This window comes from Sulfitobacter noctilucae, from assembly GCF_000622365.1.
Taxonomy (GTDB): Bacteria; Pseudomonadota; Alphaproteobacteria; order Rhodobacterales; family Rhodobacteraceae; genus Sulfitobacter; species Sulfitobacter noctilucae.
Genome location: NZ_JASC01000013.1, coordinates 634,716 through 648,955 on the forward strand (window position 1 = coordinate 634,716; position 14,240 = coordinate 648,955).

At 55.9% G+C, this 14,240-nt stretch carries 11 protein-coding genes; 2 read left to right on the plus strand and 9 right to left on the minus strand.

What is annotated here, in order from left to right; translation table 11 throughout:
• Positions 1 to 200: 200 nt before the first annotated feature.
• From Z945_RS0109775 to mutM, 9 genes are all read right to left on the minus strand, one after another.
• Entirely contained in the window at positions 201 to 1,742 is a 1,542-nt protein-coding gene (locus Z945_RS0109775; RefSeq protein ID WP_025051926.1) for an anti-phage dCTP deaminase, read from the minus strand.
• Between the two features lie 354 nt (positions 1,743 to 2,096).
• Entirely contained in the window at positions 2,097 to 2,426 is a 330-nt protein-coding gene (locus Z945_RS20480) for a hypothetical protein (RefSeq protein WP_152541099.1), read from the minus strand.
• A 204-nt stretch (positions 2,427 to 2,630) separates the two neighbouring features.
• Positions 2,631 to 5,045, minus strand: a complete 2,415-nt coding sequence (gene gyrB, locus Z945_RS0109790) for a DNA topoisomerase (ATP-hydrolyzing) subunit B (protein WP_025051927.1) — start codon at positions 5,043 to 5,045, stop codon at positions 2,631 to 2,633.
• Positions 5,046 to 5,126: 81 nt separating this feature from the next.
• On the minus strand, positions 5,127 to 6,236 hold the full coding sequence (gene recF, locus Z945_RS0109795; protein WP_025051928.1) for a DNA replication/repair protein RecF: 1,110 nt from the start codon (positions 6,234 to 6,236) through the stop codon (positions 5,127 to 5,129).
• Between the two features lie 59 nt (positions 6,237 to 6,295).
• On the minus strand, positions 6,296 to 7,414 hold the full coding sequence (dnaN, locus tag Z945_RS0109800; protein WP_025051929.1) for a DNA polymerase III subunit beta: 1,119 nt from the start codon (positions 7,412 to 7,414) through the stop codon (positions 6,296 to 6,298).
• 132 nt (positions 7,415 to 7,546) lie between these two features.
• Complete coding sequence (dnaA, locus tag Z945_RS0109805) at positions 7,547 to 8,899, minus strand: chromosomal replication initiator protein DnaA (protein ID WP_025051930.1); 1,353 nt, start codon at positions 8,897 to 8,899, stop codon at positions 7,547 to 7,549.
• A 506-nt stretch (positions 8,900 to 9,405) separates the two neighbouring features.
• On the minus strand, positions 9,406 to 9,669 hold the full coding sequence (gene rpsT / locus Z945_RS0109810) for a 30S ribosomal protein S20 (RefSeq protein WP_025051931.1): 264 nt from the start codon (positions 9,667 to 9,669) through the stop codon (positions 9,406 to 9,408).
• A gap of 514 nt (positions 9,670 to 10,183) precedes the next feature.
• Positions 10,184 to 10,960 (minus strand): enoyl-CoA hydratase, encoded by a 777-nt coding sequence (locus Z945_RS0109815; RefSeq protein ID WP_025051932.1) that lies wholly within the window; start codon positions 10,958 to 10,960, stop codon positions 10,184 to 10,186.
• A 62-nt stretch (positions 10,961 to 11,022) separates the two neighbouring features.
• On the minus strand, positions 11,023 to 11,874 hold the full coding sequence (gene mutM, locus Z945_RS0109820; RefSeq protein ID WP_025051933.1) for a bifunctional DNA-formamidopyrimidine glycosylase/DNA-(apurinic or apyrimidinic site) lyase: 852 nt from the start codon (positions 11,872 to 11,874) through the stop codon (positions 11,023 to 11,025).
• Between the two features lie 93 nt (positions 11,875 to 11,967).
• On the opposite strand from mutM, the gene ubiE reads away from it, so the two are divergent.
• Positions 11,968 to 12,711: a bifunctional demethylmenaquinone methyltransferase/2-methoxy-6-polyprenyl-1,4-benzoquinol methylase UbiE gene (gene ubiE, locus Z945_RS0109825; protein WP_037970931.1), complete on the plus strand. Its 744-nt coding sequence runs from the start codon at positions 11,968 to 11,970 to the stop codon at positions 12,709 to 12,711.
• On the plus strand, positions 12,708 to 14,240 hold the full coding sequence (gene ubiB, locus Z945_RS0109830; protein ID WP_025051935.1) for a 2-polyprenylphenol 6-hydroxylase: 1,533 nt from the start codon (positions 12,708 to 12,710) through the stop codon (positions 14,238 to 14,240). Before ubiE ends, ubiB begins: the two co-directional genes overlap by 4 nt.

Below are 14,240 nucleotides of genomic sequence, written 5' to 3' on the forward strand. Positions count from 1 at the left end.
CCTATGTTTTTTGTCGAAGATCCATGATCACTACCTGGGCATGCTCGATCTGAGCATGGGTTCAGATCGCCGAGTTCATCCAAGAGACGTCGAAAGTCGTGGTGTAGCAGAGGGTGTCTCCATGTCGTTCACGGAAGAATGTTGGCCATTTTTTATATAGCGATACGCGCCAACCTCCTATGCGAACACCCCCAAATACTTTAGTCGCTGTCGGTAGTTTCATCCACGACCAATTGTTGCATAAATTGCCCGAGAGTGGAGAGGATCGCGTTCGGCTCACGAGCAACATGAAGATTATCTCTTTGCGCCAGCATCGGGCGAGGCTCTCCAAAGAACCAGTCCACGACAGCGCCATTTCTCTTCCTTTTTCCCTTCCTGAATATTTCGGCATACCGTTTTGGTGAGATCCCTTCAAAATGTTGGAACTTAACTCGCCCCTTTTCGGCCCCATCTATTGATATCGAATCAAAGTGAGAGCTCGACGCCTTGCTTTTGGGATAGGGCTCAATAAAAACCACTCTCTTTATACCAGACGCTACAATGTGTTTGGCACAATTGTGGCATGGAAAAGTAGTTACATAGATTGTTGCATCTTGAAGGGATCGTCCCAGCCTGGCCGCATCGCAGATGGCTGTCATCTCAGCATGGGTCATTCTCCCATACTCAGTTATGTCCGAAATCAATGCGTTCTCAGCAGCGCTCGATAGCTTCTCAAGAACTTCAGTGGCTGTCAGATCGAGCGAGCTTTCGACCACTCCTTCACGCTGCAACTGGGTGAGGAAATCTACAATTATACGCTTCTTTTCAATACTGTTCTGTTCGTTGCCCCGCTCAATGTCACGGGCTTTGTCTGGATCGGTAAACCAGTAGTTTCCGCCGCCAGCCTTCGGAACCTCGTTACATCCTACAGATATGATGTCCCCCTGGGGGGTGGTGATAGCCGCCCCTACCTGTCGAGACAAATCAACTGATCTCAAAGATGCGGACGACGCCATAAACGCTCCGAACTCGTCGCAATCCGGAGATTTCGCATTGTCTCCGAAGAGCGCCCGGACGAAGTGTATTGTCTTGGATGCAAGCTGCGCCTTATCGCCGCCGTCGACAAAGTAGTCGCCGAGATGAAAGATATCCCCCACCTGCTGTCCGAAGTCTTGCCCTTCTTCGAACTCGTCAATGTCTATGAGTTCGATAGCTTCTTTCTGACATCGATGATGTTTTAAGTCCGGCCGAGCAGCTCCAATTCTGGTTTCCAGGTTTCGAATTCTGGATTCCTTTTCTAAAAAAACGGATACCTGAATAAATTTATCCCCATACAGCGTCCGCAGTAACTCCACTTCGTCGCGCCTCTTTAGTTGCCTTATGATGTAGGCTTGCTTAGGGATGGCTGGAACCACGCTGTCCTCATCACCCCCTGAGGCAACCTTTTGCTTGCTACGGCGATATTCTGAAATTTCCTTAATTGCCAATCCGGCTAATGCAGCTCCATTATTTGCCGTCTTGCAGAAGGTGTTTGCCTCAGAAATCTTCTCCTTGAGATCACTGTATAGCTTCCCGTTCTCGCTTTCCTTCCTATACCGATCAATCAGTTTTGTTATATGAACCAAATGTGAATCGTAATTTACGTGTTTCAAAGCGTTGAAAAGCGCCTCTTGCACGTTGTCCATATCCACGCCGATCGGGCCGACCAACCCGATAACCAGTTCGGGGTGCTTAACGTCGTCGTAAACAGTGCTGGAGCTCATCGAATATCTCACTAAGAACCGTTTGGAATTTTCAACGAAGATGCGTGCAGTTGAATAAGGGGTCAACCTTAGTTTGTCGAACTGCGACGCGTTGGGAAAAGAAGGAACCAAATGTGGGGCACATGAGTAGCTATCAGGAGAATTCTGTGAGCGCGGCTCTGCCGAACAGGAAACAGTTGGCCCATTGTCGTTAGATAGCCGTTGACCTCGTCGGTGTGCCGGTCGATTAGAACTTGATCCGATTCAGTGAGTGATTCATTGTGAACGAAACCAGGGAGAACGACATGCAGGCAGCAACTTCAGAGGTCCAAGTTCCACAAGATCGGTCGAAGCAGTTCGAGCCAAACGATAGTTTTATACAATCACTTCAAAAGCTTGCGAAGGAAGTTGCTTCTCAAAACGAATACGTTCGGCACCAGCTGGAAGCAGTGTTTCAGCCTCGCTGATATTGTTCCCATCCTTGGGCGCCAATCCTTTAGAGCATAACGGTGCGGCGCCCGCATGGCGCTGCTGAAAGTCCACCTTTGGCCTTCTGGCTCCAATTATATTCTGACCTTCGCGTTTGGTCTGATGTCCGAACCGTGACGGATCTCCCTCTCGTGCTGCCCATAGTTGTGTGATGGCTCGTATAAATTCTTTGCTTTCCGAGCTGAACTGCCCACTGCGAACGAGTTTGATGGGCAATGGGGCTTCCAGAGGGCACAACAGGGTGCACTTCTGAGAAGATGCAGGTGGTCGGTCACCGAACGAGCCAACCATCCTATAGTAACCGTTTCGAACACAGCTCTGTTTTAGCGGTTGAATTTATGAAGAAGTCTTATTGCGTCGTGGTATCGCCGCGCAAAAAATATGCGCGCCGCAAAAAAATATGCGCTCACCTACACTTTGTTAGAAGTCGAGGTTTTCAACACTGAGCGCGTTCTGTTGGATGAATTCGCGCCGCGGCTCCACCACATCGCCCATCAGCTTGGTAAAGAGGTCATCGGCTTCGGCCATATCCTCGACCTTGACCTGCAACAACGTGCGGGCGTCAGGGTCCAGCGTCGTTTCCCAAAGCTGATCCGGGTTCATTTCACCCAAACCTTTGTAGCGCTGCAGCGATAGGCCCTTTTCGCCTTCGGCAAGGATCGCATCCAGCAGGTCCATCGGCCCTTTGATTTCCTGCACGCGGTCTTTGCGTACCAGTGTCGCGGGAAGGTCATAGACGTCCTGCAAATGCTCTGTGAACGTGCCGGATTTCCGTGCCTCGCCCGAGCGCAGCATCTTGCCATCCAGCGTGCGTACTTCTTCGACGCCGCGCAGGATACGGGCCAGTTTGATCCCGTGGTCCTGCGTGATCCGACCCTGCCAGCCGCGTTCGTATTCAAGCGCAATCAGGTCAAGCCGCTTGGCAACCTTGTCGGCCACCCCTTGCAGGTCACTCTCCACAGCACCGGGCACAAAGGCACCGGCGATGGCAGCCTGTTCGAGAATATGGCGCGGATAGTGGGTTGGGAAGGCATCGAGGACGCGGCGCATCTGGCGGGCCAGTTCGACCACGCGGGCCAGATCCTGACCGCTGATTTCTTCTCCATTGCCCTGACGCAGCATGGCACCATCAATGCCCTGCGTAACCAGATATTCTTCCATCGCGGCCTGATCCTTGAGATAGACCTCGGATTTGCCGCGCGACACTTTGTAAAGCGGCGGTTGGGCGATATAAAGGTGCCCGTTTTCAATCAGTTGCGGCATCTGGCGATAGAAGAAAGTCAGCAACAAGGTGCGAATATGCGCCCCGTCGACGTCCGCGTCCGTCATGATGACGATCTTATGATAGCGCAGCTTGTCGATGTTGAATTCATCCCGCCCAATACCGGTGCCCAAAGCCATCACCAGATTGCCGATCTCCTGGCTGCCCAGCATCCGGTCGAACCGCGCACGTTCCACGTTCAGGATCTTACCCTTAAGCGGCAAGATGGCCTGTGTCTGGCGGTCGCGCCCTGTCTGGGCAGAGCCCCCGGCGCTGTCACCCTCGACAAGGAAGACTTCAGTTTTTGACGGGTCTTTTTCGGAACAATCCTTAAGCTTGCCAGCAAGGAAATTCACATCCATCGCTGTCTTGCGGCGCGTCAGGTCCCGCGCTTTACGGGCGGCCTCTCGCGCATGGGCGGCTTCAATAATCTTGCCGACGACGATACGGGCCTCGTTGGGGTTCTCCTCGAACCACTCGGCCAGCTTTTCGTTGACCAGCCCCTCGACCGCCGGACGCACTTCCGAGCTGACCAGCTTGTCCTTCGTCTGCGAGCTGAACTTGGGGTCTGGCACTTTGACCGACAGCACACAGGTTAGTCCCTCGCGGGCATCATCGCCGGTGAAGGTGACCTTTTCCTTTTTGGCGATGCCAGAAGACTGCGCATAGTTGTTGATCGTCCGCGTCAGCGCCCCGCGAAAGCCCGCCATATGCGTGCCGCCATCGCGCTGCGGGATGTTGTTGGTAAAGGGCAGGACGTTCTCGTGATAGCTGTCGTTCCACCACATCGCGACCTCGACGCCGATGTCGTCTTTCTCGCCGGTAATGAAAATCGGCTCTGGCATGACGGAGGATTTGTTCCGGTCGAGGTATTTGACGAATTCCTTAACGCCACCTTCATAGAACAGATCCGCCTTAAGCGGTTCGGCGGGTCGTTCATCGGTCAGGATGATCCGTACACCGGAGTTCAGGAAGGCCAATTCGCGCAGGCGCTTTTCCAGCGTCTCGAACGAATATTCGAGGTTTGAAAATGTGCTGGTCGCCGCCATAAAGCGGACTTCGGTGCCGGTGCGGTCGGTCGGGCCAACCACGCTGAGGTGTTCGGTGGTAAAGCCGCCCTCAAACCGTGCCACATGCTCCTTGCCCTCGCGCCAGATGCGCAGTTCCAGCCAATCGGACAGGGCGTTCACAACAGACACACCCACGCCGTGCAAACCACCGGACACTTTGTAGGAATTGCTGTCGAATTTACCGCCGGCGTGCAGCTGGGTCATGATGACTTCGGCGGCGGAAACGCCCTCGCCTTCGTGAATACCTACGGGAATGCCGCGCCCGTTATCGCTGACTGAAACGGAGCTGTCTTCGTGAATTGTGACGTTCACCGCATCAGCGTGACCGGCCAGAGCCTCGTCAATTCCGTTGTCCACGACCTCATAGACCATATGGTGCAAACCAGAGCCATCGTCGGTGTCACCGATGTACATGCCAGGGCGCTTGCGCACCGCTTCTAAGCCTTTGAGAACCTTGATAGAATCAGCGCCATATTCTTCTGGCGTCTTGTTTTGCTCGGACATGCGGAAAAACCTTTGTTTGTTGCCGCATTTATAGTGGTTTTTGAGGGGTTTGTCACGCAGATGGCACAAGATTTTGTGGTGTCAGGCCGAGGGTGGATCGACTTGCCTGACAGTCGAGGTTCCCTGGCTTTCCGTCACCTCCAATCGCTGTGCGCGGTCGCCCAAAGCGGCGAACATTTCGGGTCCGGTGCCGGTCATCCAGGCCTGTGCACCCAGGCTGCAAATCTCGTCATAAAGCGCCGCTTGCCGATTGGCATCCAGATGCGCGGCGACCTCATCCAGCAGCAAAACCGGTGGCGCACCAAGCTCGGCCGCAAGGGCGCGGGCGTTGGCAAGGATCAGCGACACCAAAAGCGCCTTCTGCTCTCCGGTAGAGCAATCACGGGCGGGTACATCCTTCGCCGCATAGACACCATAGAGGTCTGCGCGGTGCGGCCCGATCAACGTGCGCCCGGCGGCAAGGTCGCGCATGCGGTTTTCGGCCAGCGCTTCCTGCAAGTCCTGCGGTGAAGACGGCATATCGCACTCAAGGGTCAGGTCTGCGGTTGGGAAAGCGGTTTCGGCCTGTCCCTGTGCGGCAGCAATCGCAGCCAGCGCATGAACGCGCCCGGCGTGTATCGCGGCACCGGATTCGGCCATCCGCATCTCAAGCGCGGTGTACCAAGACGGTTCGCGTACCATATCCTTCAGCAGACGGTTACGTTCGCGCATTGCTTTTTCATAAGACAGTGCGTGTTCCGCATGTTCCGGCAGAAAGCTGAGTGTCATGCGGTCCAGAAATCGCCGTCGCCCTTCGGCCCCTTCGATCCAAAGCCTGTCCATCGCAGGGATCAGCCACAGTACTCGGGCCAGCCGCCCAAGCGCTGTCTGCGGTGCAGCCTTGCCGTCAATGCGGGTTTGGCGCGCGGCACCTCCTTCTGACCATATCTCAAGCTCATGGGTCTGATGCGGCGCGTTCAGCAGGCCGGTGATTTTCCAACCCAGTGCCTCCGGTCTGCGGGTCATATCCTGCGCGCTTGACCGGCGGAGTCCGCGACCGGGGGACAGCAATGAGACGGCTTCCAAGATATTGGTCTTGCCCGCCCCATTAGGGCCGAAGATGGCGACCGGCCGCGCGTCACAATCGATCACGGCACGCTTATGCGAGCGGAAGTGAGACAGCGTAAGGTGCGAAAGCGTCAGGCTACCCATCGACGGCCTCGTTTTCTTTTAAAGAAAACGGTCGGAAACTTTTAAAGTTTCCGCACCCGTCACACACGCATTGGCATCACAACATAGACCGCTGACATATCATTGCCTTCGCGCATCAGTGTCGGATCACCCGAGGAGTTGAACATAAATACCGCGTTCTCGCGGTCCACTTGGCTTGCGATCTCCAGCAGGTATTTCGCGTTGAACCCGATCTCCAAGCGCTCATCGCTATAGGCCACGGCAAGCTCTTCTTCGGCGGCACCGCTGTCGGGCGCGTTGACGGACAGGATCAGGCGGTCTTCATCCAGTTGCAGCTTTACCGCGCGGGAGCGTTCGGAACTGACAGTCGCCACACGGTCCACAGCCTGAGCAAAATCGGCAGCGTCGACTTCCATCTTGCGGGTGTTGCCCTGTGGAATGACGCGTGTGTAATCAGGGAAGGTGCCGTCAATCACTTTAGAGGTCAGGGTAATCTCGGGTGTGGCGAAACGCACTTTGGTCTCGGAGACAGAAACGGCGATCTCGACTTCATCATTGTCCAACAGCTTGCGCAATTCGCCCACGGTCTTGCGTGGTACGATCACGCCGGGCATCTCGGCAGCACCCGATGGCATATCCGCATCAATGCGGGCCAGACGGTGCCCGTCTGTGGCCACACAACGCAGCACCTTGCCGCCCTCCGCATCAGCAATGTGCATGTAGACGCCATTCAGATAATAGCGGGTCTCCTCGGTCGAGATGGCGAATTTGGACTTGTCGAACAACCGGCGCAGTACAGGGGCCGGGGCCGAAAAGTTAGACGCATATTCAGAGCTTGCCATCACCGGGAAATCTTCTCGCGGGAGGGTGGCGAGCGAGAAGTTGGAGCGCCCTGCTTCAACTGTCATGCGGCCCGCCGCGGTGTCTGCGGTCAAAGCGATCAGCGCGCCATCCGGCAGTTTGCGTACGATTTCATGCAGCAGGGTGGCTGATACGGTCGTAGCACCCGCGCGTTCGACCTGGGCGCCGACCTTGTCGACCACTTCGATGTCCAGATCAGTGGCGCGGAAGGAGACATCGCTCCCCTCGGCCTCGATCAAGACGTTAGCGAGGATCGGTATGGTGTTGCGGCGCTCCACCACGGATTGGGCCTGATTGACCGCTTTCAAAAGCGCTGCCCGTTCGATGCTGAATTTCATGTGCCTTCTCCCAATGGACTGCCGGGAAAGGCAGACTACCCGGTTCCCCCGCTTGCACAAGACTTTTGGTGCTTTGCGGGGGTGATTGCAAGAGAGGGTTTAAGGGTCTGTCGGTGGGTGATGCCGTGCCGCTCAGGATTTGAGTGCACGCCCCAGCAGTTCGACGTCTTCGGCAATCTGGCTGTCCGATTGCTTAAGCTCTTCTATACGCCGCACACCATGCATGACGGTGGTATGGTCGCGCCCGCCAAAGCGCCGACCGATTTCGGGCAGGGACCGCGTGGTCAGTTGCTTGCTGAGGTACATCGCCACCTGCCGGGGCCGCGCATAGCTGCGCAGTCGCTTGGGGCCGATCATGTCGCTCAGACGGATGTTGTAGTGCTCGCTAACTTTGCGCTGGATTTCTTCAACAGTGATCTTGCGCTCGGACGAGCGCAGCACATCGGCCAGACAATCCTGTGTCAGGTCCATGTCGATCTCGCGCCCGACCAGTGAGGCAAAGGCAAAGAGCCGGGTCAGCGCACCTTCAAGCACACGCACATTCGAGGTGATGCGATGGGCAAGGAATTCCAGCACGTTGTCCTGCACCTCCAGACCGGGATAGGTCTTTTGCTGCATCTCAAGCTTGCTTTGCAGAATGCCGAGGCGCAATTCATAATCGGTCGGGTGCAGATCTACGACCAGACCACATTGCAGCCGCGACTGGACACGCTCTTCCAGATCCTTGATGTCGGTGGGTGCGCGGTCGGCCGAAATGATGATCTGTTTGTTCTGGTCGACCAGCGCATTGAACGTGTGAAAGAATTCTTCCTGTGTGCTGTCCTTGCCGGCGATGAACTGCACATCATCCACCATCAGAACGTCGACCGAGCGGAACAGCTCTTTGAAGTCCATCATCTTGCGCTCACGCAGCGCTTGGACAAAGCGGTACATGAATTGTTCGGCTGACAGATAGAGCACGTTCATCTCGGGTTTGCGTTCGGCCAATTCGCGGGCGATGGCGTGCATCAGGTGGGTCTTGCCCAACCCTACGCCGCCGTACAGAAACAGGGGATTGAAAGTGACCGGACCACCTTCGGCGACGCGACGGGCGGCGGCATGGGCCAGCTCATTGGGTTTACCGACGACGAAGTTGTCAAAGGTGAAGCGCTGATCCAGCGGCGCAGTGCTGCTTAGATCGGCACGGGCAGGTTTTGTTGCGGCAGCAGTTTGGCGTGTGGCTGGGGCTTTGGGCTCCACGCTCTGGGTCTGCAGCATGTAGTTCAAACGGGAGGCTTCCAGCCCTTCGGCCTTCATCTCGTGGAGGATCAGATCAGAATAATTCTGGCTGACATAATTGCCAAAAAAGTTGGTGGGGACATGCAGTGTCGCGATCCCGTCTTTGACTGCACCAGGTACGATAGGGTCGATCCATGTTGTGTAGTTGTTCTGACCCACTGTCTTCAGAAGCCGTTGCCTGATGTCTGCCCATTGATCTTGCGTCATAACTGCCTTTGCATCCCATTCTTCACCGGCCCAGTCCGGCGTATTTCAATTGACCGCAGGCCACCGATCCGGTCCCAACACTGAAACCGAAGGCGTCCTGTGGACGGTCTTGGAAAGACTTCCCAACACTTTGTGGCGCCCTTTTGGCACCTGTTTGTCAGACGGTCTTTCCGTCATGTCGTAATGTGACAGGGCAAACGTGCGGCAGCACGATATGCAGTTCACCACGCCCGTTAATCGGGCTTATGATGGACCCTGGTTCTTCGGATGACACCGCACAATGCGTCCGTTTCCCAAAGCCTGTCCCCCCAGCGATGCGACTCGCTGACATGTAGGTACCAAGCAGAACGGGTTCGCTTCAACACATCTTCAATCTTGACTCTGTTATTGTGAAAAAGAATCTCTCGGGTTCGTGACCCGATGATTATCCACAAAAAAAGGCGCCAGAAACTGACGCCTTCTTTTTCAATCTATTAGCCGATTCGCCATATGGCAAAAGGGTTGGATCAAGCCAGTGCTTTGACCCGTGCCGACAAACGCGACATTTTCCGCGAGGCGGTGTTTTTATGAAACACACCTTTGGTGACGCCGCGCATCAGTTCTGGCTGTGCTGCTTTCAGCGCCGCAACTGCATCATCTTTAACACCGGAGTCGATGGCTTCTTCGACTTTACGCAGATAGGTGCGGATGCGCGAACGACGGGCTTTGTTAATCTGGAAACGCTTCTCGTTCTGACGTGCGCGCTTCTTTGCTTGTGGTGTATTGGCCATGCTGATCTACCTTCGGTTCATTCAAAATTTCGGCGCGTTACGCCAAACCTTGACCGCTTGAAACGGCTCCCCGGCGGGGAAAGGTGATTCTAGCCAAAGCGGGCTGCACGCGCATGTATGATGGGCCTATAGCGGGGTTTGGGTTGGGTTGTAAAGGTGGTGGATTGGGAACGGGTTGCCAGAGCATGGCGTGCGTGAAGCTGAGCAGCGTCCGGAGGCCAGGATCTAGAGCATAGACAGCACTTTGGATCGGTCAGATTCTGCCTATGCCTTTGTGCGTGGATGCATCTGACCTAGGTCAAGATGGAAAAGGAGAAGCTCATGTCCCAAGAAACATGGATCATATTCACAATCGCGATTGTTATCGTGGGTTTTCTGGCTTGGCGGACTTGGCGTTAAGGGCCCGTCCTCTTTCACCGAATTTGACAGTTGCAGCGAAGTCATGTGGACCCATTAGAGACACAGGTGGAGCGCAGGCAAATCCCGACCCCACATCCGGCTTGCTGCAATGCCCTCACTTATCTCGGAACTGCGCCTCGCGCTTTTCCAAGAAGGCATTCATGCCTTCATTCTGGTCCTCAGTCGCGAACAGCGAATGGAACATGCGGCGCTCGAACAACAAACCTTCGCGCAACGGCATCTCGTAGGCGCGGTTCACGGCTTCCTTGACGACCATCACAGAAACCATCGACTTTTCCGCGATCTTTTGTGCAGCGCTCATGGTTTCTTCCATCAGCTTTTTCACGGGTACGACACGGGAAACCAAGCCCGACCGCTCTGCCTCTTCGGCGTCCATGAAACGGCCTGTCAGGTTCATGTCCATCGCTTTGGACTTACCCACCAGACGCGTCAGACGCTGGGTGCCGCCAATGCCCGCAACCACGCCCAGATTGATCTCGGGCTGGCCAAATTTAGCGGTTTCGGAACAGATGATAAAATCGCACATCATCGCCAATTCGCACCCGCCGCCCAGCGCATAGCCGGACACGGCGGCGATGATCGGCTTGCGCACGCGCATGATCTGATCGGTCTCTGGTGTGAAGAGATCACCGGTGAAGGCTTCGACGAAGGTCTTGTCCTTCATCATCGCAATATCGGCCCCGGCGGCAAAAGCTTTTTCCGAGCCGGTGATCACAATACAGCGGACTTTGTCATTTTCCTGACACCCTTTCAGGGCATCGGCCAGTTCTTGCATCAAAACATCGTTCAGCGCATTCAGCGCATCCGGACGGTTCAGCGTGACCAGTGCCACATGATCGTCCACATCCAGCGTGATCGTTTCGTAAGCCATCGGGCAGCTCTTTTGTTGTTGCTCAGGCGTCTTTGAATATCACGGGTTTAGCATGGTTCAAGCTATCTTTGGCATTGACTGCAATAGAAGGACGACCGGCCAGACTGTACGATACGTCTTATGACATGACCGCAATCGGGTGTGCGACATAGCTCTCCCTCGCGGCCATAGACGTCAAAGCTGTGCTGGAAGTATCCCAACTCACCATCTGCTTGGCGAAAGTCGCGTAGGGACGAACCGCCCGCCTCGATCGCCTCGGCCAGCACATCGCGGATGATCGGCACAAGTGCTGCAACGCGACCTTTTGAAATACGTCCGGCTTTGCGTGCGGGATGGATACGGGCCCGGTAAAGCGCTTCACAGACATAGATATTTCCAAGGCCTGCAATCAAACGCTGATCCAGCAAAGCCGATTTTACCGGCGTGTTGCGGCCTGCAAAAGCGGCGATTAGGTGGTCTTCGTGAAAGTCATTGCCAAGCGGCTCCGGCCCCAGCGGTGCCAGCAGTTTGTGCTGCGCGGCTGTGGCGGTTTGCATCAGGTCCATTGCGCCAAAGCGGCGGGGATCGTTGAAGGTGATCCGCGCCCCGTTATCCATGTGAAACACCACATGGTCATGTTTTTCTGCTGCCGGATGATCATGCGTAAACTGACCCAGCGGATCGCCGGAAACCAGCATCCGGCCCGACATTCCAAGATGAATCAGCAGTGATTCCCCTGACGCGAGATCAGCCAGAATATACTTGGATCGCCGCCGCAGTTGCATCACCTGCTGGCCGGTCAGCCGTTCCGCCATCTGTGCTGGGAACGGCCAGCGCAGATCAGGCCGGTTTACGTCGGCCTGCGCAATTGTCGCACCCTGCATCGCAGGTGTGAGCCCGCGCATCACGGTTTCAACTTCGGGTAACTCTGGCATGACGTCTCCTGCTTTCAGGACTGCGGCAATTGGCTGTTTGTATCTAAGGCTTTGGCGCTATATCTCACCTTTGACAATATCGGGACGACAGCCATGAACGACAAGACCACGCATTTCGGTTCGCAAACCGTGCCCGAGGACGAAAAGGCAGGCATGGTCCGCAGCCTGTTCTCCGATGTGGCGAACAAATACGACATCATGAACGATGTGATGAGCGTGGGCATCCACCGTATCTGGAAAGAAGCGATGATGGACTGGCTTGCGCCTCGGCCCGGTCAAAAGCTGCTGGATGTGGCGGGCGGCACGGGCGATGTGTCCTTCAAGTTTCTCAAACGTGCAGGATCGGGGCATGCAACGGTTTGTGATTTGACCGAGGGGATGCTGGTCGAGGGGCGCAAACGCGCCGAAGCGGCAGCGATGCACGATAGTCTGGACTGGGTCGTCGGCGATGCGATGGCGTTACCGTTCGAGGACAATACCTTTGACGTCTATACCATCAGCTTTGGCATCCGGAACGTAACCCGTCCTCAGGAAGCGCTAAACGAAGCCTACCGCGTCTTGCGCCCCGGTGGTCGCCTGATGGTGCTGGAATTCAGCCAGTTGCCCAACCCGATGATGCAAAAGGCCTATGACCTTTACAGTTTCAACGTGATCCCCCGTATGGGTCAGGTGATCGCAAACGATCGCGACAGCTATCAGTATCTGGTCGAATCGATCCGCAATTTCCCCGATCAGGATACCTTTCTGAGTATGGTGCGGGAGGCTGGATTTGAACAGGCCAAGTACCGCAACCTGACCATGGGCATCGCCGCCCTGCATTCCGGTTGGAAGCTTTGAGGGGGCCGCACAACATATGGCGGCTCATCCGCACCGGTGCCACGCTGGAACGCGCCGGCGCGATGAATGTCGTGCTGGATGCCTTCGAGGCGACGCCGGCGCTGCGCTTTGTCGCCCGTGCGCTGGGTCTGCCGTTCAAATATCTGGGCTATCGCGGTGATCCGACGATGCCGCCTGCCACCCGTGCGCTGACAGCGCTTGGGCCGGCGTATATTAAATTTGGTCAGGTGCTTTCCACCCGGCCAGATGTCGTGGGTGACGAACTGGCCGTACAACTGCGCGTGTTGCAGGACAAACTGCCACCTTTCAGCATCGAGGAAGCCAAGGCCGAAGTGCAGCGCGAGCTGGGTATGCCGGTCGAGGAGATATTCTCGGAATTCAGTGAACCCGTTGCCGCCGCCTCCATCGCGCAGGTCCACAAAGCGCGACTGGTCGACAGTGGCGAGGAAGTCGCGGTCAAAGTGCTGCGCCCCGGTATCGAAAAGGCGTTCCGCAAAGACGTGGATGCTTTTTATCTCGCCGCCCGCATGGTCGAGATTTTTTCACCTGGAGCGCGGCGTTTGCGCCCGATGGATGTTATTGAACACTTCGATGGCGTTGTGCGTGGCGAACTGGACTTGCGGCTTGAAAGCGCTGCAGCATCCGAATTTGCCGCCAACACCAAAAACGACGAAGGGTTCCAGCTGCCTGCAATCAAGTGGAACCATTCTTCGCGTAGGGTGATGACGCTGGGCTGGGCAGATGGTGTGTCGATGGGCGACAATGCCGCGATTGATGCAGCGGGCCATGACCGCGTAGCCCTCAGCAACCGGGTGCTGCAACTCTTTCTGAACCACGCCCTGCGCGATGGCTATTTTCACGCCGATATGCACCAGGGCAATCTCAAGGTCGCGCCCAATGGCGATATCATCGCCTATGATTTCGGCATCATGGGCTACATCGACGAATACACCCGCCGGGTTTATGCCGAGATTCTTTATGGCTTCATCCGGCGCGATTATAAACGCGTGGCCAAGGTGCATTTTGAAGCGGGCTATGTGCCTGCAGACAAAGACGTGGATGAATTTGCCCGCGCCCTGCGTGCTGTAGGAGAGCCGATTTTCGGCATGGATGCCACCCGCATTTCCATGGCGCGGCTGCTTAGCTATCTCTTTGAAGTCACAGAGCGTTTCGGGATGGAGACCCGTACTGAACTGATCCTGCTTCAGCGTACAATGGTGGTTGTGGAAGGAGTGGCGCGGTCGCTGAACCCGCATATGAACATCTGGGAAGTCGCCAGCCCGATTGTCACCAGCTATATCACCAAATCCATCGGTCCTCGTGCTGTCATTACCGACCTGACAAACACCGCGATGGTGTTGGCCCGCTTTGGCCCCCGCCTGCCCGGTTTGGTCGAAGAAGCTTTGATGCGGCAAACGAACCCGCCACATGTGGATCGGCGTCCGCGCAAGCGATGGTATGCTTTGGCCGCTGGCTTGGGGGCTTTTGGTGGCGCGGGTCTTTTGGTGGTGCTTGACGCGCTGCTGTAA